The organism is uncultured Deefgea sp. (assembly GCF_947072475.1).
In the GTDB taxonomy this organism is placed as follows: domain Bacteria; phylum Pseudomonadota; class Gammaproteobacteria; order Burkholderiales; family Chitinibacteraceae; genus Deefgea.
On sequence record NZ_CAMTIA010000007.1, the window covers coordinates 69,686 to 90,611 of the forward strand.

General features: G+C 47.0%; 24 protein-coding genes. 2 read left to right on the forward strand and 22 right to left on the reverse strand.

Annotated features, from left to right (window positions below):
- Window positions 1-81: 81 nt before the first annotated feature.
- The 20 genes from Q0V82_RS04380 to pyrE all read right to left on the reverse strand — a co-directional run bounded on the left by Q0V82_RS04380 (window position 82) and on the right by pyrE (window position 17,807).
- Window positions 82-348 (reverse strand): oxidative damage protection protein, encoded by a 267-nt coding sequence (locus Q0V82_RS04380; protein WP_297573028.1) that lies wholly within the window; start codon window positions 346-348, stop codon window positions 82-84.
- Between the two features lie 48 nt (window positions 349-396).
- On the reverse strand, window positions 397-1,488 hold the full coding sequence (ychF, locus tag Q0V82_RS04385) for a redox-regulated ATPase YchF (RefSeq protein ID WP_297573029.1): 1,092 nt from the start codon (window positions 1,486-1,488) through the stop codon (window positions 397-399).
- Between the two features lie 199 nt (window positions 1,489-1,687).
- Complete coding sequence (locus Q0V82_RS04390) at window positions 1,688-2,299, reverse strand: YecA family protein (RefSeq protein ID WP_288842622.1); 612 nt, start codon at window positions 2,297-2,299, stop codon at window positions 1,688-1,690.
- A gap of 159 nt (window positions 2,300-2,458) precedes the next feature.
- Window positions 2,459-3,835: a bifunctional UDP-N-acetylglucosamine diphosphorylase/glucosamine-1-phosphate N-acetyltransferase GlmU gene (glmU, locus tag Q0V82_RS04395; RefSeq protein WP_297573030.1), complete on the reverse strand. Its 1,377-nt coding sequence runs from the start codon at window positions 3,833-3,835 to the stop codon at window positions 2,459-2,461.
- A gap of 178 nt (window positions 3,836-4,013) precedes the next feature.
- Window positions 4,014-4,442, reverse strand: a complete 429-nt coding sequence (locus Q0V82_RS04400) for a F0F1 ATP synthase subunit epsilon (RefSeq protein ID WP_297573031.1) — start codon at window positions 4,440-4,442, stop codon at window positions 4,014-4,016.
- Window positions 4,443-4,453: 11 nt separating this feature from the next.
- Entirely contained in the window at window positions 4,454-5,833 is a 1,380-nt protein-coding gene (gene atpD / locus Q0V82_RS04405; RefSeq protein WP_297573032.1) for a F0F1 ATP synthase subunit beta, read from the reverse strand.
- Window positions 5,834-5,869: 36 nt separating this feature from the next.
- On the reverse strand, window positions 5,870-6,739 hold the full coding sequence (gene atpG, locus Q0V82_RS04410) for a F0F1 ATP synthase subunit gamma (protein ID WP_297573033.1): 870 nt from the start codon (window positions 6,737-6,739) through the stop codon (window positions 5,870-5,872).
- 28 nt (window positions 6,740-6,767) lie between these two features.
- On the reverse strand, window positions 6,768-8,309 hold the full coding sequence (gene atpA / locus Q0V82_RS04415; RefSeq protein ID WP_297573034.1) for a F0F1 ATP synthase subunit alpha: 1,542 nt from the start codon (window positions 8,307-8,309) through the stop codon (window positions 6,768-6,770).
- A gap of 8 nt (window positions 8,310-8,317) precedes the next feature.
- Window positions 8,318-8,854 carry a F0F1 ATP synthase subunit delta gene (locus tag Q0V82_RS04420; protein ID WP_297573035.1) on the reverse strand — a complete coding sequence of 179 codons (537 nt, stop codon included), beginning with the start codon at window positions 8,852-8,854 and terminating at the stop codon, window positions 8,318-8,320.
- 7 nt (window positions 8,855-8,861) lie between these two features.
- Entirely contained in the window at window positions 8,862-9,332 is a 471-nt protein-coding gene (locus Q0V82_RS04425) for a F0F1 ATP synthase subunit B (protein WP_297573036.1), read from the reverse strand.
- Window positions 9,333-9,365: 33 nt separating this feature from the next.
- Complete coding sequence (atpE, locus tag Q0V82_RS04430) at window positions 9,366-9,632, reverse strand: F0F1 ATP synthase subunit C (RefSeq protein ID WP_373277205.1); 267 nt, start codon at window positions 9,630-9,632, stop codon at window positions 9,366-9,368.
- Between the two features lie 112 nt (window positions 9,633-9,744).
- On the reverse strand, window positions 9,745-10,548 hold the full coding sequence (gene atpB, locus Q0V82_RS04435; protein ID WP_297573037.1) for a F0F1 ATP synthase subunit A: 804 nt from the start codon (window positions 10,546-10,548) through the stop codon (window positions 9,745-9,747).
- A gap of 3 nt (window positions 10,549-10,551) precedes the next feature.
- Window positions 10,552-10,923, reverse strand: coding sequence for an ATP synthase subunit I (locus Q0V82_RS04440; protein WP_226765194.1), 372 nt, complete (start codon window positions 10,921-10,923; stop codon window positions 10,552-10,554).
- 214 nt (window positions 10,924-11,137) lie between these two features.
- Window positions 11,138-11,974 (reverse strand): ParB/RepB/Spo0J family partition protein, encoded by an 837-nt coding sequence (locus Q0V82_RS04445; RefSeq protein ID WP_297573038.1) that lies wholly within the window; start codon window positions 11,972-11,974, stop codon window positions 11,138-11,140.
- A gap of 81 nt (window positions 11,975-12,055) precedes the next feature.
- The gene (locus Q0V82_RS04450) at window positions 12,056-12,841 is read right to left on the reverse strand and encodes a ParA family protein (protein WP_297573039.1); all 786 of its coding nucleotides are present in this window, start codon (window positions 12,839-12,841) and stop codon (window positions 12,056-12,058) included.
- A gap of 49 nt (window positions 12,842-12,890) precedes the next feature.
- Window positions 12,891-13,541 (reverse strand): 16S rRNA (guanine(527)-N(7))-methyltransferase RsmG, encoded by a 651-nt coding sequence (gene rsmG / locus Q0V82_RS04455; protein WP_297573040.1) that lies wholly within the window; start codon window positions 13,539-13,541, stop codon window positions 12,891-12,893.
- Entirely contained in the window at window positions 13,538-15,439 is a 1,902-nt protein-coding gene (gene mnmG / locus Q0V82_RS04460; RefSeq protein ID WP_297573041.1) for a tRNA uridine-5-carboxymethylaminomethyl(34) synthesis enzyme MnmG, read from the reverse strand. Before mnmG ends, rsmG begins: the two co-directional genes overlap by 4 nt.
- A gap of 244 nt (window positions 15,440-15,683) precedes the next feature.
- The gene (gene ppgK / locus Q0V82_RS04465) at window positions 15,684-16,457 is read right to left on the reverse strand and encodes a polyphosphate--glucose phosphotransferase (protein WP_297573042.1); all 774 of its coding nucleotides are present in this window, start codon (window positions 16,455-16,457) and stop codon (window positions 15,684-15,686) included.
- Between the two features lie 110 nt (window positions 16,458-16,567).
- The gene (locus tag Q0V82_RS04470; protein WP_297573043.1) at window positions 16,568-17,152 is read right to left on the reverse strand and encodes a DUF4124 domain-containing protein; all 585 of its coding nucleotides are present in this window, start codon (window positions 17,150-17,152) and stop codon (window positions 16,568-16,570) included.
- Between the two features lie 13 nt (window positions 17,153-17,165).
- A complete protein-coding gene (gene pyrE / locus Q0V82_RS04475; RefSeq protein WP_297573044.1) occupies window positions 17,166-17,807 on the reverse strand; it encodes an orotate phosphoribosyltransferase in 642 nt (213 codons plus the stop codon).
- Between the two features lie 77 nt (window positions 17,808-17,884).
- On the opposite strand from pyrE, the gene Q0V82_RS04480 reads away from it, so the two are divergent.
- Window positions 17,885-18,658 (forward strand): exodeoxyribonuclease III, encoded by a 774-nt coding sequence (locus Q0V82_RS04480; RefSeq protein ID WP_297573045.1) that lies wholly within the window; start codon window positions 17,885-17,887, stop codon window positions 18,656-18,658.
- 54 nt (window positions 18,659-18,712) lie between these two features.
- Complete coding sequence (locus Q0V82_RS04485; protein WP_297573046.1) at window positions 18,713-19,948, forward strand: MFS transporter; 1,236 nt, start codon at window positions 18,713-18,715, stop codon at window positions 19,946-19,948.
- A 287-nt stretch (window positions 19,949-20,235) separates the two neighbouring features.
- Here Q0V82_RS04485 and Q0V82_RS04490 read toward each other — a convergent pair whose 3' ends face one another.
- Together Q0V82_RS04490 and Q0V82_RS04495 are read right to left on the reverse strand one after the other, a co-directional pair.
- Window positions 20,236-20,535, reverse strand: coding sequence for a GIY-YIG nuclease family protein (locus Q0V82_RS04490; RefSeq protein ID WP_297573047.1), 300 nt, complete (start codon window positions 20,533-20,535; stop codon window positions 20,236-20,238).
- 48 nt (window positions 20,536-20,583) lie between these two features.
- Window positions 20,584-20,751 (reverse strand): hypothetical protein, encoded by a 168-nt coding sequence (locus Q0V82_RS04495; RefSeq protein WP_297573048.1) that lies wholly within the window; start codon window positions 20,749-20,751, stop codon window positions 20,584-20,586.
- Window positions 20,752-20,926 lie beyond the last annotated feature (175 nt).

A 20,926-nucleotide genomic window follows, 5' to 3' on the forward strand; every position in this document is an offset into this window, starting at 1 on the left:
ATTGAATCAGCTTCTAACTCAGCTTATGCAACGCTTTTAAAACACAACAGGCCGCAAATGCGGCCTGTTTGATCATATCAATTACTGTGGCACGTAGCCTTGTACGGCATCAGCACCTGAACCAAAGAAGTAATTTTCCAATTGCTGTTGCAAGTATTTACGGGCACTTGGATCCGCCAAACTCAAACGATTTTCATTAATCAACATCGTTTGGTGCTTCACCCAAGCAGCCCAAGCTTCTTTAGACACTTGTGCATATACTTTCTTACCTAGCTCACCGGGTAGCGGTGCAAAATCTAATCCTTCAGCTTCACGGCCTAATTTGACACACTGAACAGTACGGCTCATTTAATGCCTCCATATTATTACAATAATGTTTCAGTTCAATGACAATCATTAAACGTTAAATAAGAAATTGAGTACGTCACCGTCTTTTACAACATATTCCTTGCCTTCAGCGCGCATTTTGCCGGCTTCTTTGGCGCCTTGCTCACCCTTATAAGCGATGAAGTCTTCAAAGGCGATCGTTTGTGCACGAATAAAGCCACGCTCAAAATCGGTATGGATCACACCCGCCGCTTGCGGTGCGGTGTCGCCTTTGTGAATCGTCCACGCGCGAACTTCTTTCACACCGGCAGTGAAATAGGTTTGCAGGCCGAGTAATTCGTAACCGGCGCGAATCAAACGATTCAAACCTGGCTCGGCTTGGCCGAGTGATTCCAAAAATTCAACTTTATCGGCTTCGTCTAACTCTGCGATCTCGCTTTCAATCGACGCGCAAACAGCAACGACCGGTGCACCTTCGAGCGCAGCATGGGCTTTTACTTTATCGAGCAATGGATTGTTGTCAAAACCATCTTCGGCAACGTTGGCCACATACATCGCGGGTTTGATCGTCAGCAAGCATAACGGTTTGATCGCTGCTTTTTCGTCATCTGACAATTTGAGCGAGCGCGCTGGCAACCCTTCGTTCAGATGCGGTAAGAGTTTTTCTAACACCGCGACAGTAGCCAGTGCGTCTTTGTCGCCTGAACGGGCTTTTTTACCATCACGCTGAATGGCTTTTTCGACGGTACTCATATCGGCCAAAGCCAATTCGGTGCCAATCACGATAATGTCATCGATGGGGTCAACACGGCCGGCAACGTGAATGATGTTATCGTTTTCAAAACAACGCACCACATTCACAATCGCGTCTGTTTCGCGGATATTGGCCAAGAATTGGTTACCCAAACCTTCACCTTTACTCGCGCCAGCGACTAGGCCGGCGATGTCGACAAATTCAACAATCGCCGATTGAACTTTTTGTGGATTAACAATTTTGGATAATTCGGCTAAACGATGATCTGGCACTTCAACGATGCCGACATTCGGCTCAATGGTGCAAAATGGATAGTTAGCTGCTTCAATGCCTGAATTGGTCAATGCATTAAATAGCGTAGATTTACCGACGTTGGGCAAGCCAACAATGCCGCACTTGAGACTCATGAATCATTCCTTGCTGGGCGAAATCACCCAATAAATACTAAACCATCAATTTTAACTGATGCGAGCACCGATTGGCGCGCATCAGCAATCAAAACCGCTTATTCACGAAAAAACAGGGCAAAAATAAAGCCTTCAGAAAAACAAATGCTAATTCGCCATTTTTGCCATGCGGTTTGTGGGCTTCAGAATCAAGTTGGCATTAATGCAATTGATGCTTGCTGCGCGACGATTCGCCGTTTTCACGGAAGAAATCTCGAATTTCGATGACCATTTCCGGAATTTGTTCCGCAACTTCGTTGTCATGGCGCACTAAATCAATGCCTTCTTTGAGCATATCTTCGCGCATTTCATCGTCCGAACCACTCATGATGGCCATAAACATGAACTGGCCTTCTTCTTCGTCAATCAAAGGCTGCCATTCATCTTCTGCCAAGCCAGCACCAAAGCAAAAGCCCAAGCTCCATTCTTCGATGCTGGAGTTTTGCATTGATTCATCTTCCCAATACAGCAAAGGCTCATACACGGGAGGGTCTTGCGCTAATTCATCGGCGATTTGATTGTATAAACGCATCACCAAATTAATGATGTTGTCCCCTTCTGGCAGCGCAAAAATCACCGCTTCTGGACGATCCCAGATTTGAGCCAGCCATTGACCCGGCATCACACTGGCTGGGCCAATCAAAATGGCGGTTAGATAACCATGCAACATGGATAATGACATTGCGTCTTTGCCAACGACATCTGAATATAAAAATTGATCCAATTGATCAAGCTCTTCATCTGTCAATGGCTGCTCTAATAATAAAGACATACACTACTCCAAGAATAAAACACGAAATCGGCAAGCCGATTTACCATGGGTATTTGCATGAAGTCTTTTATTTAAAACGACTACAATAATATACCCACCAATTAACTAGTGCGAGCCAGCGCTAGTGCGAGCTCGCATTTAAAACCAAATCCGATCGAACTATTTCAATATTTTTTTAGGCCGCGTCCAAGCAGGTACAGTCAACTGTTTAGCCCGAGCAATCGTCAATTCTCCTGCTGGCGCATTTTTGCTAATCACCGAACCCGCCCCTGTCGTTGCCCCCGCACCAATGGTCACTGGCGCGACCAGACAATTATTACTGCCAATAAACACATTATCTTCGATGATTGTGGTGAATTTATTCACCCCATCATAATTACAAGTAATCGTTCCAGCGCCCACATTAACACCCGCGCCAATTTTTGCGTCGCCGATATAGCTCAGATGATTAATTTTTGAGCCCAACGCGACGCTAGACTTTTTAATTTCTACAAAATTGCCAATATGCACTTGCGCCGCCAATTGCGCGCCCGGTCGCAAGCGGGCGTAAGGACCGATCAAACTACCGGCACCCACCACCGCGTCTTCCAAATGGCAAAATGGGTGAATCACCGTACCATCGGCAATCGTGACATTTTTTAGTACGCAATGTGCGCCAATACTCACGCCTTGACCCAAAACGACCTGGCCTTCAAAAATGCAATTCACATCAATAAATACATCTTGTCCATGCGTCAATGTACCGCGTACATCAATCCGCGCTGGATCGGCCAAGCCAACACCCGCAGTTAACAAGGTTTTGGCATTTTCCCCTTGATAAATACGCTCTAAGGTAGCGAGCTGCAGCTTGTTATTAATGCCTTCTGCTTCCCAGTGATTCAAGGGCTGCACCGTCGCAATGTCAACCCCATCGCGCACGGCAAGGGCGATTAAGTCGGTGGCATAATACTCGCCTTGTGCATTGTCATTCTTGAGCTCAGCCAACCAACCGACTAAACGCGCCGTCGGTAAGGCCAAAATACCGGTATTCATTTCAGTAATTTTGGCTTGCTCAACTGAGCAATCTTTTTGCTCAACAATGCAAGTTACCTGACCGGCAGTATTGCGAACAATTCGGCCATAACCGGTTGCGTCATCCAGAATATCGGTCAGAATGCCGACTTTGCCATCGGTACTGGCCGCCAGTAAGGCTTCAATGGTGGTCAAACGCGTTAATGGCACATCACCATACAGCATCAGGGTAATGCCACCAACGCATTGTGGTACAGCTTGCGCCAAGGCATGCCCCGTACCGAGCTGCTCTGCCTGACACGCCCAGGCTAAATCAGGCTGATCGGCCAATTGCTTTTGCACTTGCTCGCCGCCATGGCCATACACAATGACCATTTTTTGCGGCTGTAATTGGCGTGCAGTATCAATCACGTGCTGGACTAACGGTTTGCCCGCAAGACGGTGCAATACTTTTGGCAAACTAGAGTACATCCGTTTACCTTGCCCTGCAGCCAGAATGACCACGTTTAATGCAGAAGCCATCATTCATTCCTAAATAATAAATAGTTTGTCGCTATTCTAATCTTCAGCGTGGTTCACGCCCAGCATGACATGACTTTATTGCGTTATCTACTTGCAACTCACACGCTTGATAAAGAAAAAGGCAGCCGAAGCTGCCTTTCTAATTTTTACAATCCGATTACTGCAAACTCAATTGCAATAATTAATGGCCGCCGCGTTTCAATTTAGAAACTACCGCAAGTTTCGCTACAGCATCCATCAATTCGGCCTGCGCCATCGCAAAGTCCATCGAAGAAGAATGGTTTTTCAACGCGTCTTCTGCGCGGCGTTTAGCTTCTAACGCCTTCGCTTCATCAATGTCAGCGCCACGAATCGCAGTATCGGCCAAGACTGTTACCACATCCGGTTGAACTTCAAGCATGCCACCTGAAACAAACAGAATGACATCATCTTCGTTCGAGTTAGCGACCTTAATACGGATCGCGCCCGGACGAATACGGGTCAACAGCGGAGCGTGCCGCGGCAAGATACCAATCTCACCCTTATCGGCAGGCGCTGAGATAAACTCAGCTAAGCCAGAGTAGATCAGCTCTTCAGCACTAACTACGTCCACACGCATGCTCATGGCCATCGCTTAACCCCTTATTGCATCGACTTGGCTTTTTCGATCGCTTCTTCGATGCCGCCAACCATATAGAAGGCTTGCTCTGGAAGGTGATCGTAATCGCCATTCAAGATGCCCTTGAAGCCCTTGAGGGTTTCTTTGAGCGGAACGTACTTGCCTGGCGAGCCAGTGAACACTTCAGCAACATGGAACGGTTGCGACAAGAAACGTTGAATCTTACGTGCACGGGTAACGATCAATTTGTCTTCTGGAGACAATTCGTCCATACCCAGAATCGCGATAATGTCTTGCAATTCTTTGTACTTTTGCAGTGTTTGTTGTACGCCGCGCGCTACAGAGTAGTGCTCATCGCCAACCACTTGCGGATCCAATTGACGTGAAGTTGAATCGAGTGGATCTACCGCAGGGTAGATACCTAACGAGGCAATATCACGGCTCAGAACAACAGTCGCATCCAAGTGAGCAAAAGTCGTTGCTGGTGATGGATCGGTCAAGTCATCAGCAGGAACGTAAACAGCCTGAATCGAAGTAATCGAACCCGTTTTGGTCGATGTAATCCGTTCTTGCAATGTACCCATCTCTTCAGCCAATGTCGGTTGATAACCCACAGCTGAAGGCATACGACCCAATAGTGCCGAAACTTCAGTACCAGCAAGGGTGTAGCGATAGATGTTGTCGACGAAGAACAAGATGTCACGGCCTTCGTCACGGAAATGTTCCGCGATCGACAGACCCGTCAACGCTACGCGTAAACGGTTGCCTGGTGGCTCGTTCATTTGACCGTAAACCATTGCCACTTTATCAAGAACATTAGAGTCCTTCATTTCGTGGTAGAAGTCATTACCCTCACGAGTACGCTCACCTACACCAGCAAATACAGATAAACCTGCATGTGCTTTAGCAATGTTATTGATCAATTCCATCATGTTCACGGTTTTGCCGACACCGGCACCACCGAACAGACCAACCTTACCACCCTTAGCAAACGGGCAAATCAAGTCAATCACCTTGATACCAGTTTCTAATAGATCGACCGATTGATTCAACTCATCGAATTTTGGTGCAGCTTGGTGAATCGCGCGAGTTGCTTCGCCGTTCACTGGGCCTGCATCATCAATCGGGTTGCCCAATACATCCATAATACGGCCCAGCGTTGCATTACCTACTGGCACCATGATTGGTGCACCAGTGTTGGTAACGCCTGTACCGCGTTTAAGACCATCGGTACTACCCATGGCAATGGCGCGCACTACGCCGTCGCCGAGCTGCTGCTGAACTTCCAGCGTCAGTTCTGCGCCGACTAGTTTGAGCGCGTCATACACCTTGGGAATGTTGTCACGCGGAAATTCCACGTCAACAACTGGCCCAATGATTTGTACGATTTTACCTTGGCTCATCGTTTTTCCTAATCCAGTTAATCCGTCAGGGCCCAATTAAACTGCTGCCGCGCCGCCAACAATTTCCGAAAGTTCTTTCGTAATTGCCGCTTGACGCGTTTTGTTATATAGCAGTTGCAGGGAGCCGATTACATTGTCAGCGTTGTCAGTTGCAGCCTTCATTGCCACCATACGTGAAGCTTGTTCTGATGCGATATTTTCCGCTACGGCTTGGTAAACCAAAGCCTCGATATAGCGGTTCATCAAATCATCAATCACCGTTTTTGCATCTGGCTCATACAGGTATTCCCAGTTGTGCGCAGATTTCGGTTTTTCAAACGCTTCGCTCGCAAGCGGTAGCAATTGTTCAATCACTGGTTCTTGTTTCATCGTATTGATAAAACGGGTGTAAACGATATGAACTTCGTCTACTTCACCGGCGATAAAGGCATCGATCATTACTTTGATCGGGCCAATTAGCTGTTCAAGATGCGGCGTATCACCAAGACCAATTGCCGAAGAAATAACCTTCGCGCCATTGCGCTTCATGAAACTCAGACCTTTATTGCCAATCGCTGTAATAACCGTTTCAACATCAACTTTGTGCATGTCTTTCATTTTATTGAAAGCCGCACGCAGGGCGTTGGTGTTTAAACCACCACACAGACCTTTGTCCGAAGACACAATAATCAGGCCAACCCGTTTGACGGTGTCGCGCTTTTGGAGATATGGATGCTCATAATCGACTAAAGCTTGGCTCAAGTGGCCAACCACATTACGGATTTTTTCACCGTAAGGGCGAGCCGCCTTCATACGCTCTTGAGCCTTGCGCATTTTCGACGTGGCAACCATTTCCATGGCGCGGGTGATCTTCTGCGTATTTTTTACGCTTTTGATCTTAGTACGAATCTCTTTACCGCTTGCCATGATTTGATCCTTTTATCAACGTCTCAAATCAGTAAGCAGCGCCGGCTTTAAAGGCTTCAACTGCTTTCATAATGGCTGCTTCATCATCAGAAGACAGCTCGCCCTTGTCATCAACACGTGCCAATACATCAGCATGATTGGCTTTGAGATGACTAAGGAATGCAGCTTCAAATGCCAGTGCGCGATCAACAGCAACGTCGTCATAAACGCCTTTGTTAATCAAAAGCAGGGTTACACCCAACTCACCCACTTTCATCGGGCTGTACTGAGCTTGTTTCATCAACTCAGTCACCATCTTGCCGCGTTCCAACTGCTTGCGTGTTGCTTCGTCAAGATCAGAGGCGAACTGGGCAAATGCGGCCAATTCACGGTACTGAGCCAAAGCCAAACGCACGCCGCCACCCAATTTCTTGATGACTTTAGTTTGCGCAGCACCACCGACACGCGATACCGAAATACCCGCATTCATCGCAGGGCGAATACCCGCGTTGAACAAGTCAGTTTCCAAGAAAATCTGACCATCAGTAATCGAAATTACGTTGGTTGGTACAAAGGCAGAAACGTCACCAGCTTGAGTTTCAATAATTGGCAATGCGGTCAATGAACCGGTTTTGCCTTTCACTGCACCCTTAGTCAAGCGCTCAACTTCCACTGCATTGATACGCGATGCGCGTTCCAACAAGCGGCTGTGGAGATAGAAAACGTCGCCAGGGAATGCTTCACGACCCGGAGGACGACGCAAGAGCAACGAAATTTGACGATAAGCAACAGCTTGCTTAGACAAATCATCGTATACGATCAAGGCATCTTCACCGAGGTCACGGAAATATTCGCCCATCGTGCAGCCTGAGTACGCAGCGATGTATTGCAGTGCTGCGGCTTCAGAAGCAGCAGCAGCAACAATAATCGTGTGGCTCAAAGCACCGTGCTCTTCCAACTTGCGCACTACGTTTGCAATCGAAGATGCTTTTTGACCAATCGCCACATAGATACAAGTAACGCCAGTACCTTTTTGGTTAATGATCGCATCGAGTGCAACTGCAGTTTTACCCGTTTGGCGGTCACCAATGATCAATTCGCGCTGACCACGACCCACTGGCACCATGGTATCAATTGACTTGATACCGGTCTGCAATGGTTGTGATACCGATTGACGTGCAATAACACCCGGCGCGATTTTTTCAATCGGCGCAGTGAGCGTTGTACCCAATGGGCCTTTGCCGTCGATGGGTTGACCCAAAGCGTTCACAACGCGACCGATCAACTCACGACCAATAGGTACTTCCAAGATACGGCCAGTACACTTAACAACATCACCTTCGGCGATGTGTTTGTAGTCACCTAAAATAACAGCACCTACAGAATCGCGCTCTAAGTTAAGCGCCAGACCGAAGGTATTACCCGGGAATTCCAACATCTCACCTTGCATAACTTCCGACAAACCGTGCACGCGCACGATACCGTCAGTTACCGACACTACAGTACCAGTCGTGCTGGATTGTGCGCCTTGGGGTAGATTTTGGATCCGAGCTTTAATCAGTTCACTGATTTCGGACGGATTAAGTTGCATGATTTCTCCTAACTCTTCAGGCTTGTCGCAAGGGCAGTTAATTTGCCACTAACTGAGGCATCAATAACTAAGTCACCAATCGTTACTTTCACACCACCGATTAACTCGGGGTTGACGCTAACATCGGCGCTAATCTTGCGTTTAAGTTGCTGAGTGAGCGTAGCCGTCAGTTCGGCCAGTTGGGCATCAGTCATAGCAAAAGCAGATTCTATGTGCGCTTGCGCTACACCTTCGTCTGCCGCTTTCAGTTGTTCAAATAACGTCGATACAGCCGGTAAAGTGGCAAAACGACGATTTTCGAGCACTGCTGCCAGGAAGTTTTTAACCTCGGCGTTTGCGTCAGCACCCAGAAGCCCAACCAACAGCTCCTGGATTTGATCAGCAGAACACTTTGGATTAGCCACTACGTCAAGAATCTCTTGGTTCTGGGCAATAAGCGCCAGATTAGCAAGCGTATCCGACCATTGAGAAAGCGTATTGCCTTCTTTAGCCAGCCGGAAAACGGCCTCGGCGTAGGGTCTAGCGACGGTTATAAGTTCTGCCATGACTATCTTACAATTCCGCTTTGATGGATGACAGCATATCAGCATGCTTCGCTGCGTCGATTTCGCGACGTAAGATCTGCTCAGCACCAGCGATTGCCAATACGGCAACTTGCTGACGAAGCGTTTCTTTAGCTTGCTGAATTTGCTGCTCGATTTCACCTTGGGCGCCAGCGATCAGGCGTTCGCCTTCCACTTTGGCAGTACCCTTAGCTTCATCGACAAGTTGCGCTGCACGTTTTTCGGCTTGAGCAATGATCTCGGCTGCGCTTTGTTTTGCTTCACGCAGTTTTTCTGCTGATTTTTTCTCAGCATTCTCAAGATCTTGTTTGGCACGATCTGCAGAGGCCAAGCCATCTGCAATGCGTTTAGCACGCTCATCCATCATCTTGGTCAGCGGAGGCCAAACGAACTTCATCGTGAACAGGATCAAGAGACCAAAAGTGATCATCTGACCTATGAGAGACGAATTAAATTCCACGCTGAATGTCCTCCTTAAAGGCTGATCAAAAGATTATTGAGCAGCAACAGTCAGAGCAGCCAGGAATGGGTTGTTGAAGGTGTAAAGCATAGCCACACCAACGCCAATCATCGAAATCGCATCCAACAGACCAGCGATAATAAACAGTTTAGTTTGCAAAACTGGAATCATTTCTGGCTGACGAGCAGCAGACTCAAGAAATTTGCCACCGAGGATAGCAAAACCAAGTGCAGTACCAATAGCAGCCAAACCAATGATGATCGCAGCAGCGATAACAGTCATGCCTTGTACGGAAGCAATTACTTCAGGTGAAACCATTTTGAGACTCCTAGTTTGATTCAAAAGTTACGAGGTTGGGTAAAACTGAGTCTAATGCCGTGCACCCAACCGATACACGTCACTAGACTTAAAATCAATGGTCTTCTACAGCCAAGCTCAAGTAAACAATCGTCAACATCATAAAGACGAAGGCTTGCAGCGTAATCACCAAGATATGGAAGATCGCCCATGGCGTGCCAAGTACCCAGTTAATCCACCAAGGCAGCAAAGCGATCAAGATAAAGATCAACTCACCGGCATACATATTACCGAACAGACGTAGTGACAATGAAACTGGCTTAGCAATCATCTCAACCATTTGCATCGCGAAATTCGCTGGCGCTAGCAAAATAATCATCGGCAAGCTTTCAGCATGAAACGGCGCAGTAAATAGTTCTTTAATCCAGCCAAACAAACCTTTAGCAGAGATTGAGAAGCCAATAATCATCAGCAAAACAGTTAACGACATCGCAAAAGTCACGTTAACGTCAGCCGTTGGAACGACGCGCAAATAAACATGATGTGGATCGGCACCGTAGAAAGTATGACCATACCATTGGGCAAAAGTTGGCAACAAATCAACCGGCAATAAGTCCATTGCATTCATCAAGAAGACCCAGCAAAAGATCGTCAATGACAATGGGCCAATTACTTTTGATTTGCCGTGGAAAGCATCCTTGATTTGGTTGTCGACCATCTCAACAATCAACTCAACAAAGTTTTGCAAACGGCCCGGTACGCCTGGCGTTGCTTTACGAGCAACGTAGGCAAATACGCCGACAAACAACATGCCCAATGCCAAAGAAATCCAGAAAGAATCCAAATGGAAACCGCCGAATAAATCAGTCTTTGCAAAGGTCAAATGGTGCTGGATATAACTAGTTGCATCTTGTGCCATAATTTACTTTTTACCGTCAAATTTAATTAAAAGCCCAAACCAGTAGGCGCTAGCTGCAACTAAGTATCCTGCGAATACCCAAGCCCAAGCGACATCCCGATAAAACATAAAGAACGCTGCGAATGCAAGCAGCGTTACTGAAAGCTTTGCCATTTCGGCTGCAAAGTGGCGTCGCAACAATTCTGCTGCGGCAGCTAATCGAGCACGATAGGCAATCAACGAATACAACACGCTGCCTAAAACTGCAATTAATCCACCTGAAAAACTTGCAATTGCCGCCTTCTGATCCACAATCAAAAGTAGTGCAATTGTAAGGAGCATCGTAAATCCGATTTGTAATCGAATGATGCCACGAATCTGTGCCTTCCCGTACATCACATCACCGTAAGACAAACGACGCGATTATACGGAGTTGATTTGCCTTGCGTCAATTTATTACCGTTGACTTTGGTGGATTTATTTTTATTTTTTGCAAAAAAAATCGAAGTTAAAAAATAGCTAATGTCTTTCTAAAAACGTAATAAATCAAAGCGCTATGCATTTCGATCGTTTTGACCGTCAATTTAATGACAAGTAGTTTTTATAAAGCTTACAACCGAGCCAACAAAGCATCCAGTTGATCCAAACTACCGTACTCAATCGTTACCCGACCACTCCCCTTCTTGCCCGATTGAATAACAACCCGTGCGCCAATCCGGCTCGACACTTCCTCCTGCAAGCGCAGCACATCAGGATCTGGCTTTTGCTGCTTGATGGTCATCGGCTCTTGCTGCATTTTTTTGACTAAGGCTTCAACCTCTCGAACCGATAGGCCTTTTAATACCACCAAACGTGCCGCCTCTAATTGCTGCAGGGTATTGAGCGGCAACAAAGCGCGAGCATGCCCCATATCTATTTCGCCGCGCAGTAGGATTTCCCGTACTGGCTCAGTTAAGTGCAATAAACGTAATAAATTTGCCACACTTGAGCGTGATTTTCCCACGGCTTGCGCTGCCGCTTCTTGCGTTAAACCAAATTCATCGATTAAACGCTGAATACCAACCGCTTCTTCCAGCGGGTTGAGATCTTCGCGCTGGATATTCTCAATCAAGGCCATTGCCAGTGCAGCCTCATCGGCAATCACTCGCACCAAGGCCGGAATTTCAGTGAGGCCAGCTAGCAAACACGCTCGCCAACGACGCTCGCCAGCAATAATTTCATAACGATCAATGTCGATTTCACGCACCAAAACCGGTTGCATCAAGCCTTGCGTGCGAATTGAGTCGGCCAACTCATTGAGCGCCACCTCATCCATTGAGGAACGAGGCTGATATTTACCGGGTTGCAACACGTCCAGTGCCAAGGTTTTTAGTGTATCGCCCACCGATGGGTCCCCCATCAGCGCATCTAAACCGCGCCCCAAACCTTTAAATTTTTTACTCACCATGCGTGTTCATCCTAAAAACCGGGGAATACAAAGCGCAAATTAATCGACGCTACGCAATCATGACCTTGCACAACGATCATTTCATATACTCGGCGCAATATCGCCGGTGGCATGTCGCGCCAACATTTCGTTCGCCAATTGCAAATAGGCTTGCGCCCCTTTCGACGATTTGTCATACGCCAAAATCGGACGGCCATAACTCGGCGCTTCGGCCAAACGCACATTACGCGGGATGACGGTGTGATACAGCTTGCTGGTAAAATGCTTCACCAATTGCTCTGAAACTTGTTGCGCTAACGTCGAGCGCGGATCGAACATAGTGCGAAGTAAACCTTCTATTTCGATCTTTTTATTCAAACTTTGCTTAATCCGGCGCAGTGTATTCACCAAATCAGACAGCCCTTCCAATGCATAGTATTCGCACTGCATTGGGATCAGTACTGCATCAGCAGCAACCAAGCCATTGAGCGTCAGTAAATTCAGTGCCGGAGGACAATCGAGCAAGGCATAATCGTACTGATGATTCACTTGTGACAACGCCGCTTTCAATCGCGTTTCGCGTTCAGCAGCATCGACCAGCTCAACTTCAGCCCCGGCTAAATCGCGCGAGGCCGGCAACAAATCAAAGCCGCCACTTTCGGAATGTTGCGTGGTTTGCGCGATCGTCGAATCACCGAGCAATAAAGAATAGATTGAATGTTTTAGCTTGGATTTATCAATCCCAGAGCCCATCGTGGCATTGGCCTGTGGATCAAGATCAACCAGCAACACACGCTGACCCAAATGCGCCAAACTGGCAGCCAAATTCACTGCCGTGGTCGTTTTACCAACGCCCCCTTTCTGATTCGCTATTGCCAACACTTTCATCGTCGTTCCCATCGGGATTTGAAGCGCTTTAAGGTGATGCGGCCGACACTCAAACCACTTTCATCACATGGACTAAATGCCGCTCGGCATCTAAACCTGGCACGGCTAGACTATCTACCCCCACCACGTGTACGCCTGCAGGCAATAGTGCTATTTCCTCATAGGGATATACCCCCTTAAGTGCTGCCCACTCGCCCCCATCGGCCAATAAATGCCCGGTCAAACGTACAAACTCAGACAACTCAGCAAACGCGCGCGAAGTAATCACCTGAAACCCCGTTTCTGGTTGATACGCTTCGACGCGATCGGTGACTACGCTGATATTGTCGAGTTTTAACTCTAAAATCGCTTGTCGCAAAAACGTGGTTTTTTTGTGATTTGAATCCAATAGAGTCAACTGCCAATCAGGCCGCGCAATCGCCAATGGAATGCCTGGCGTACCAAAACCCGAGCCGACATCCAACATGCGTAAAGCGTGGTCAGGCAATTTGGCGAGCGGCGCTAATGAATCGAGCAAATGATGTGGCACCATCCGTTCAGGCTCACGAATTGCGGTCAAACTGTAGGTTTTATTCCATTTTTCTAATAAGCCAACGTAGGCCAATAATTTATTTTGCTGCTCGATGCTCAGGTCAAGACCCATGTCAGCCAAGCCCATGGCGAGCATCTCGGCTAAATTTTTATCCACAACCACGCTCATTTCAATTCCTCATTCACGGCGGCGACCCGCTGATTTTTTTTCAAGTACACCACCAACAAGGCCAACGCTGCTGGCGTCACACCCGAAATTCGTGAAGCCAAACCTAATGTTTGTGGACGCTGTGTGCTTAATTTTTGTTGAATTTCTTTAGATAATCCTGAAATTACGCTGTAATCAAAGTCATCTGGCAGCGCAACATCTTCTAGAGTATCGCGTTTTGCGACCTCTAATTGTTGTCGTTCGATATAACCCTGATATTTAACGTTTATTTCGATCTGTTCTGCCACAGTCGCGTCGCTGACACCGGGTCCGGCGACGGCCAGCGTCATTAAACTGTCATAAGTCACTTCGGGACGGCGTAATAATTCAGCCAAAGTGTATTCACGCTCAATGGCTTTTCCCAATACCCGTTCGGCATCGGCGGCAGCCAAAATTCGTGGATTCACCCACGTCGATTTCATCCGCTCAAGTTCAGCCGCAATCGCTTCACGCTTGATCTCAAACGCCTGCCATTGTGCATCGCCAACCAAGCCTAAGCGACGACCATGCTCGGTCAAACGCAAATCGGCGTTATCTTCACGCAATTGCAGACGGAATTCAGCACGACTAGTAAACATACGGTATGGCTCGGTAACGCCCTTAGTAACTAGATCGTCTACCAATACCCCAAGGTACGCCTCATCACGACCCGGGCACCATGGCGCTTCATCACGCGCATATAAAGCCGCATTCAAACCGGCAAACAAGCCCTGCGCGGCGGCCTCTTCATAGCCGGTCGTGCCATTGACTTGCCCAGCAAAGAACAAGCCGGCAATGGCTTTGGATTCAAAGCTATTTTTAAGCGCGCGCGGATCAAAATAATCATATTCAATCGCATAGCCCGGACGAATAATCCGCGCATTCTCCAGACCCACCATCGACTGCACTGCGGCCAATTGGATATCAAACGGCAAGCTGGTTGAGATACCGTTCGGATAAAATTCATGCGTCGTTAAGCCTTCGGGCTCAAGGAAAATCTGATGGCTATCTTTATCGGCAAAACGATTAATTTTGTCTTCAATACTCGGGCAATAACGCGGGCCGACCCCTTCGATCTTGCCAGTAAACATTGGGCTGCGATCAAAACCAGAGCGGATAATGTCATGCGTTCGCGCATTAGTTTGCGCAATCCAGCACGGCATTTGCCGTGGATGCATGGCGCGTGAACCGCGTACAGAAAATACCGGTTCTGGCGTGTCGCCCGGCTGAATCGGCAAAATACTTAAATTAATCGTCCGACCATCAATCCGTGGCGGCGTCCCAGTCTTTAAACGTCCAACCGGCAAGTTCAATTCACGCAAACGATGTGATAACGTCACCGATGCGGGATCACCGGCGCGACCACCAATATGGCTTTCTAAGCCGACGTGGATTTTGCCACCCAAGAAAGTCCCAGCAGTCAGCACCACGCTAGCGGCCATAAACTCAATACCAATTTGCGTCACAGCGCCAATGACTTTATCGCCATCGAGCAGCAAGTCGTCGACGGCTTGCTGGAAAATATCTAGATTTTCTTGATTTTCCAACATGCCACGAATCGCGGCTTTATATAAAACTCGATCCGCCTGCGCGCGAGTTGCGCGCACTGCCGGGCCTTTACTGGCATTAAGCGTTTTAAACTGAATCCCGCCCATGTCGGTCGCCAAGGCCATTGCGCCACCTAAGGCATCAACCTCTTTCACCAAATGCCCTTTACCAATCCCGCCAATGGACGGATTGCAGCTCATTTGTCCTAAGGTTTCAATATTGTGCGTCAGCAACAAGGTTTTACGCCCCATACGGGCGCTGGCGAGGGCGGCTTCAGTACCGGCGTGACCACCACCAACTACAATCACATCATATCGAACGGGATAGCGCATGGCGCATTTCCAAATAAAAGCAAAGGGCGAATATTCTAAGACAAAACAGAGACTTGCGCGAGGAATTCACGGCAATAAAACTGAATTTTAGTTGCCTAATCGGTGTATTCTGCGCAATTTTTCATGCGATTTTATTCGAAGCATCATGACTTCAGCGAGTATGCATCAGCACCAGACATAAAAAACGCACCGCAAATACGGTGCATTTTTAGATTTTGAGGGAGAAATTCAAATAGAAGCGATTTTAAATGCCAGAATGCCGAGCGGCCTCCAGTGCGGCCCCAACAATCCCCGCATCATTTTTTAAATCAGCGGGCACCACAGGAAAACGTAAATCTTTTAAGTTTGGGATAAATTTTTCATGTTTTTTACTGATTCCACCACCGATAATCAAAAAGTCGGGCGAGAACAACAATTGTAAATGCAATAAATATTGATTCAGTCGTTCAGTAAAGACCGGCCATTTCATTGCCGTATCTTCTTTCACTTTAGCCGAACAATATTTTTCCGCGATTTCGTCACTTGGAAAAATCAGATGCCCAAATTCGGTATTGCTCACCAATTGACCATCGACTATTAAGGCGCTACCAATCCCGGTCCCTAATGTAATCACTATTGTTTTGCCCTGCCGGCCCTTCGCAGCACCAAACACCACTTCAGCCAAACCAGCAGCATCCGCATCATTCATTAAAACCAATGGCAAACCCGTCGCTTGAGCCAAAATTTCTTGCGCTGGCGCTTGAATCCAGCTTTGATCGACATTCGCGGCCGACAAAGTGACGCCATTATGTACAATGGCCGGAAAAGTACAGCCGATTGGCCCTGTCCATGCAAAATGCTCAACCAATTGCTTAAGCACTTGCCCAATCGCTTCTGGCGTGGCGGGCTGAGGCGTATCAATGCGATGCCGCTCAGCCAAAAACTCACCCGTTGCGACATTGACAGGTGCGCCTTTAATGCCCGTGCCACCAATATCAATCCCGAGTACGGCACGAATTTGTGTAGTATTTTCAATCATATTATTTGTATCTCGCAAAGAATGAATTGGATATTGATTCTTATTTTTGCGTCCTCAACGAATACCGCAAATTCAATCGCTCACCAACGAAGGACTCATTGTAATAAAAATTAATGGGGCTGAATATTTCTTAACTCAATTAAGCGTTTTTTCTGCATATCCGCTTTTTCTTTTATGGCAATAACGGCACGCTGCTGAGTTGCAATTGCTTTATCAATATCAGTTAATTCTTTTTTTGTTACCGCAACATCCGCTAGTAATTCAGCAGAAATTGCGAGTTGCTTATTATTGAGTTTGTCTAATTTAGATTGCTGTGCTTCCAAGCGTTTTTGCAAAGTAGTTTTTCGTAAAATATACGTTTGCATTCCGGCATCCATCGCAGCAACCTGTCGATCACGCAACAAGTCCACTTCTTCTGGCTTAGCAAACGATTGCAATAGCGCCTTATCAGCACGTTGCAATTCTTGCTCTGCCCGTTTTTTTTCTGCTAACACGCGTTTTTCTTCTGGCGTGAGTATTGCCTCATTACCTTTGCGCACACGCGCTGATCGATCTAATTCCATTAGAGATTTTGACTGACCAACCGGCGGTTTATCGCTATATTGCACCTTACCGGCCTCATCAACCCAGCGATAAAGTGCTGCGTAGCTCAGCTGATAAAACAGTAACAATGGCAATACCCACACAAAACGCATATCTACCCTTTAATTAATCAATACCATACTGACTACGATAACTTTGTACTCTATCTAGATTGTCAGTCATTCCTTTTTTTTCTGCAAGAAATCCTAATAAATCTTGTAACGTTGCAATCGGAATCACCGGAATACCAAACTGCTGTTCAACCTCTTGAACCGCCGATAAATTGCCCTGCCCACGCTCCATCCTATCCAATGCAATCAACACCCCAGCTGGCTCTGCACCAGCGGCGCGAATCAGGTTGACGGACTCGCGCACCGAGGTACCGGCAGAAATCACATCATCAATAATCATCACCCGACCTTGCAGTGGCGCACCAACCAAAACGCCACCTTCGCCATGGTCTTTCGCTTCTTTGCGATTAAAAACAAAAGGCACATTATGCCCAGCACTCGATAGCGCAACCGCTGTCGCTGATGCAAGAACAATACCTTTGTAAGCCGGTCCAAATAAAACATCGAACTTCACGCCCGAGGCCAGCGCAGCCTGCGCGTAAAATCGCGCCAATTCACCGACGGAAGTGCCGTCACTAAAAAGTCCGGCATTAAAAAAGTACGGCGAAGCACGGCCTGCTTTGGTGATAAAATCGCCAAAACAAAGTACTTGTTGCTCTACAGCAAAACGGATGAAGTCGCGGCGAAAGTCAGTCATGCGGAATAATCCCTCTAAAATCATTACTATTTATATCAACCCCGAAGCATATCACCCTTGAACAAGGATTTCTCCCCGTGCGCATCATTTCAGCCAACCTCAACGGTATTCGCTCAGCCACCAGCAAAGGTTTTTTAACTTGGTTAGCGAGCCAAAATGCCGACATCATTGGCGTACAAGAATTGAAAGCACAGGCCGCTGATTTAAACCTTGAAATGCAAAATCCCACAGGGCTGACCGGCTATTTCCATTACGCCGAAAAAAAAGGCTATAGCGGCGTCGGTCTGTACTGCCGCCGCCCCGCTGATCAAGTGATTGTCGGCCTAGGGATTCCTGAAATCGACGCTGAAGGGCGCTATCTAGAAGTTCGGTTTGCTAATTTATCGGTGGTTTCACTCTATCTGCCTTCTGGCTCGTCCTCAGAAGAGCGCCAAGCGGTTAAATTTGTCTTTTTGGATCATTTTTGGGCCCATCTGGCCACATTATCGGCGTCGGGTCGTGATGTTATCGTGATGGGCGACTGGAACATTGCCCACAATGAAATTGACTTAAAAAACTGGAAAGGCAATTTAAAGAATTCAGGTTTTCTACCCGAAGAACGCGCTTGGTTTACGCGCATGCTCAGTGAATTACAGCTAGTGGATGTTTGGCGTACGCTTTACCCCGAAATCCCAGGCTACACCTGGTGGAGCAACCGAGGTCAAGCCTACGCCAAAGACGTTGGCTGGCGTATTGATTATCAAATCGCAACCCCACAGCTGGCCGCCACCGCCAAACAAGCTTACGTTTACAAAGATGAAAAGTTCTCTGATCATGCGCCACTGGTGATCGATTACGACTATGTAATATAAACAGGGTATTGCTATAAAGTCCTTCAAAATAATCAATCACAGGGCAATACTCCCATGCTTTCTAAATATCTTGCCGTTTTTAACAATCGGCGAATTTGTGCGGCAATGCTACTTGGCTTTGCTTCTGGTCTGCCATTAGCGCTCACAGGATCCACACTGCAAGCGTGGTTATCGGATGCCGGTTTAGATATTAAAACCATCGGTTGGTTTACCTTGGTCGGACAACCTTACACTTGGAAATTTCTATGGTCACCTTTAGTCGATCGTTTTCCAATGCCTTTTTTAGGGCGTCGCCGAGGCTGGATTTTAGTATCTCAAATTGCGCTCGCCGTAGTCATCGCCAAAATGAGCGGCCTCGATCCACAAACTCATTTGGCCACATTTGCCTTGATGGCACTATTAATTGCCTTCTTTTCAGCAACGCAAGACGTGGTCATTGATGCTTACCGCACTGAAGTACTGCAACCGGAAGAGCGCGGAGCTGGGGCGGCTGTTGGGGTCTTCGGCTATCGAATGGCCATGCTCACATCGGGCGCCGTAGCACTCATTCTGGCTGATGGTATTTTGACGTGGGAACAAACTTACTTGGTTATGGCAGGGGTTATGGCCACAATGGCCATCGTCACGTTCTTATCGCCCGAGCCCGTATTACAAACCAAGCCGCCACAAAGTCTACGCTCAGCGATTATCGACCCATTAAAAGAATTTTTTTCCCGCGATGGCGCATGGATTTTATTAGCCTTAGTGGTGGCTTATAAACTCGGCGACGCATTTGCCGGCAGCTTATCCACCAAATTCTTGCTCGACATGGGATATAGCAAATCAATTATTGGCCAAGCGTATAAAGTATTTGGTTTAGTTGCGACTTTAGTCGGAGGCTTTGCTGGCGCAATATTAATGTTACGCTGGGGTCTGTATAAATCGCTCTTAATTTTTGGCGTATTACAAGCCCTAACCAACTTAGGATATTGGCTTATTGCCATTCATGGCTCTCCAGATATCCCGCTATTATTATTTGCAATCAGCACCGAAAATCTAGCCGGTGGAATGGGAACAACCGCCGCTGTCGCCCTATTAATGAGCTTATGCAACCCCAATTTTACCGCAACTCAATACGCCCTATTATCGGCATTAACTGCTTTTGGCCGCGTTTATGTCGGCCCAGCATCGGGCTATTTAGTTACGGCAGTCGGCTGGTCAAATTTCTTTATTACTTCAGCGGTAATTGCATTACCAGGACTCGCTTTATTATTTGTCCTACGTAAAACAATTTACAAATTAGACCAATAAAAAAATGCTTAAGTGCGAACGCCACAGATAGTTTGAATGCTGTTGATTCTATTTATATACAAATCAAAGACTTAGATCAGTAGTATTCAAACCAAGCTTGGCAGGCCGACTTAAGTAGTTTTGCGTAATCAATGAGGGAATAGGTAACCCTTCCAGCGTAGATGTGGCTTGTTCATTGGCTTTGCTGCGCATACTGGGAAGTGCTTTTCAATTTGCTTACAACGGGGCTAGTTAGTTTTTTTATAATCACGGCGAGTTTATTAAATTCATCGTGATTTTTATCAGCCTCAATTTACTTCAGTCCAAATTCCTGCAACACAAATCAATTCATTTCCCAAACTTATCGAGCGATCAACTAAAGCCCACTTTTGTAACGTAGTTAACTGCTTAATTCTATATTCAACCCGCAAAGCAATACTCTGATGACGACAAGGCCAGCTTATTAAAATTCGTTCAGGAGGAAAGGCCCGTGTATAACGCGCACCTCTACCGTTTAAATGCTGTGCATATCGACGCTCTACATCCGTAGTTATACCGGTATACAGTTTATTCCCTCGGCAAACTAAAATGTAAACAAACCAAGTCATAACATCGTATCCTTGCGAAACAATAAGACCACGCAATCATGGCACAACTCAATCAAAGGTATATCCATAAAAAGCATAAACAGCAAGCCCCACAATCAGATACCGCACATAGGTATCTATCATCTTGCCTAAGGCCTCAGCCATCTGGCCGCAAGCTGGTAATACCCCGGTAGTGCCGCCACCAAACCAGCTCAATTTCAAATTAAACACTGGCATGCTATGTTTTTTATCTCAAAATCTATAGGTATACATCTAGAATCATTTATATTCGTAACATAGAGCGTAATACTATATATGGGTATCTAAATTTTGTTCCAGCGCCCATTCACGATAGACCGCGCACAAACGCCGGACAGCAAAAAGCCCGACTCTTTCGAATCGGGCTTTCTGG

Excerpts from the sequence above, each read along its gene's own strand:
- Q0V82_RS04390 (WP_288842622.1), bottom strand. The coding sequence starts at position 2,299 with ATGTCTTTATTATTAGAGCAGCCATTGACAGATGAAGAGCTTGATCAA.
- Q0V82_RS04445 (WP_297573038.1), bottom strand. The coding sequence starts at position 11,974 with ATGGTGAGTAAAAAATTTAAAGGTTTGGGGCGCGGTTTAGATGCGCTG.
- ychF (WP_297573029.1), bottom strand. The coding sequence starts at position 1,488 with ATGAGTCTCAAGTGCGGCATTGTTGGCTTGCCCAACGTCGGTAAATCT.
- atpG (WP_297573033.1), bottom strand. The coding sequence starts at position 6,739 with ATGGCAAGCGGTAAAGAGATTCGTACTAAGATCAAAAGCGTAAAAAAT.
- atpD (WP_297573032.1), bottom strand. The coding sequence starts at position 5,833 with ATGAGCCAAGGTAAAATCGTACAAATCATTGGGCCAGTTGTTGACGTG.
- atpA (WP_297573034.1), bottom strand. The coding sequence starts at position 8,309 with ATGCAACTTAATCCGTCCGAAATCAGTGAACTGATTAAAGCTCGGATC.
- Q0V82_RS04495 (WP_297573048.1), bottom strand. The coding sequence starts at position 20,751 with ATGCCAGTGTTTAATTTGAAATTGAGCTGGTTTGGTGGCGGCACTACC.
- rsmG (WP_297573040.1), bottom strand. The coding sequence starts at position 13,541 with ATGAGCGTGGTTGTGGATAAAAATTTAGCCGAGATGCTCGCCATGGGC.
- Q0V82_RS04450 (WP_297573039.1), bottom strand. The coding sequence starts at position 12,841 with ATGAAAGTGTTGGCAATAGCGAATCAGAAAGGGGGCGTTGGTAAAACG.
- Q0V82_RS04440 (WP_226765194.1), bottom strand. The coding sequence starts at position 10,923 with ATGTACGGGAAGGCACAGATTCGTGGCATCATTCGATTACAAATCGGA.
- mnmG (WP_297573041.1), bottom strand. The coding sequence starts at position 15,439 with ATGCGCTATCCCGTTCGATATGATGTGATTGTAGTTGGTGGTGGTCAC.
- atpB (WP_297573037.1), bottom strand. The coding sequence starts at position 10,548 with ATGGCACAAGATGCAACTAGTTATATCCAGCACCATTTGACCTTTGCA.
- Q0V82_RS04490 (WP_297573047.1), bottom strand. The coding sequence starts at position 20,535 with ATGACTTGGTTTGTTTACATTTTAGTTTGCCGAGGGAATAAACTGTAT.
- Q0V82_RS04400 (WP_297573031.1), bottom strand. The coding sequence starts at position 4,442 with ATGGCCATGAGCATGCGTGTGGACGTAGTTAGTGCTGAAGAGCTGATC.
- Q0V82_RS04380 (WP_297573028.1), bottom strand. The coding sequence starts at position 348 with ATGAGCCGTACTGTTCAGTGTGTCAAATTAGGCCGTGAAGCTGAAGGA.
- Q0V82_RS04470 (WP_297573043.1), bottom strand. The coding sequence starts at position 17,152 with ATGCGTTTTGTGTGGGTATTGCCATTGTTACTGTTTTATCAGCTGAGC.
- glmU (WP_297573030.1), bottom strand. The coding sequence starts at position 3,835 with ATGATGGCTTCTGCATTAAACGTGGTCATTCTGGCTGCAGGGCAAGGT.
- Q0V82_RS04420 (WP_297573035.1), bottom strand. The coding sequence starts at position 8,854 with ATGGCAGAACTTATAACCGTCGCTAGACCCTACGCCGAGGCCGTTTTC.
- Q0V82_RS04485 (WP_297573046.1), top strand. The coding sequence starts at position 18,713 with ATGCTTTCTAAATATCTTGCCGTTTTTAACAATCGGCGAATTTGTGCG.
- ppgK (WP_297573042.1), bottom strand. The coding sequence starts at position 16,457 with ATGATTGAAAATACTACACAAATTCGTGCCGTACTCGGGATTGATATT.
- pyrE (WP_297573044.1), bottom strand. The coding sequence starts at position 17,807 with ATGACTGACTTTCGCCGCGACTTCATCCGTTTTGCTGTAGAGCAACAA.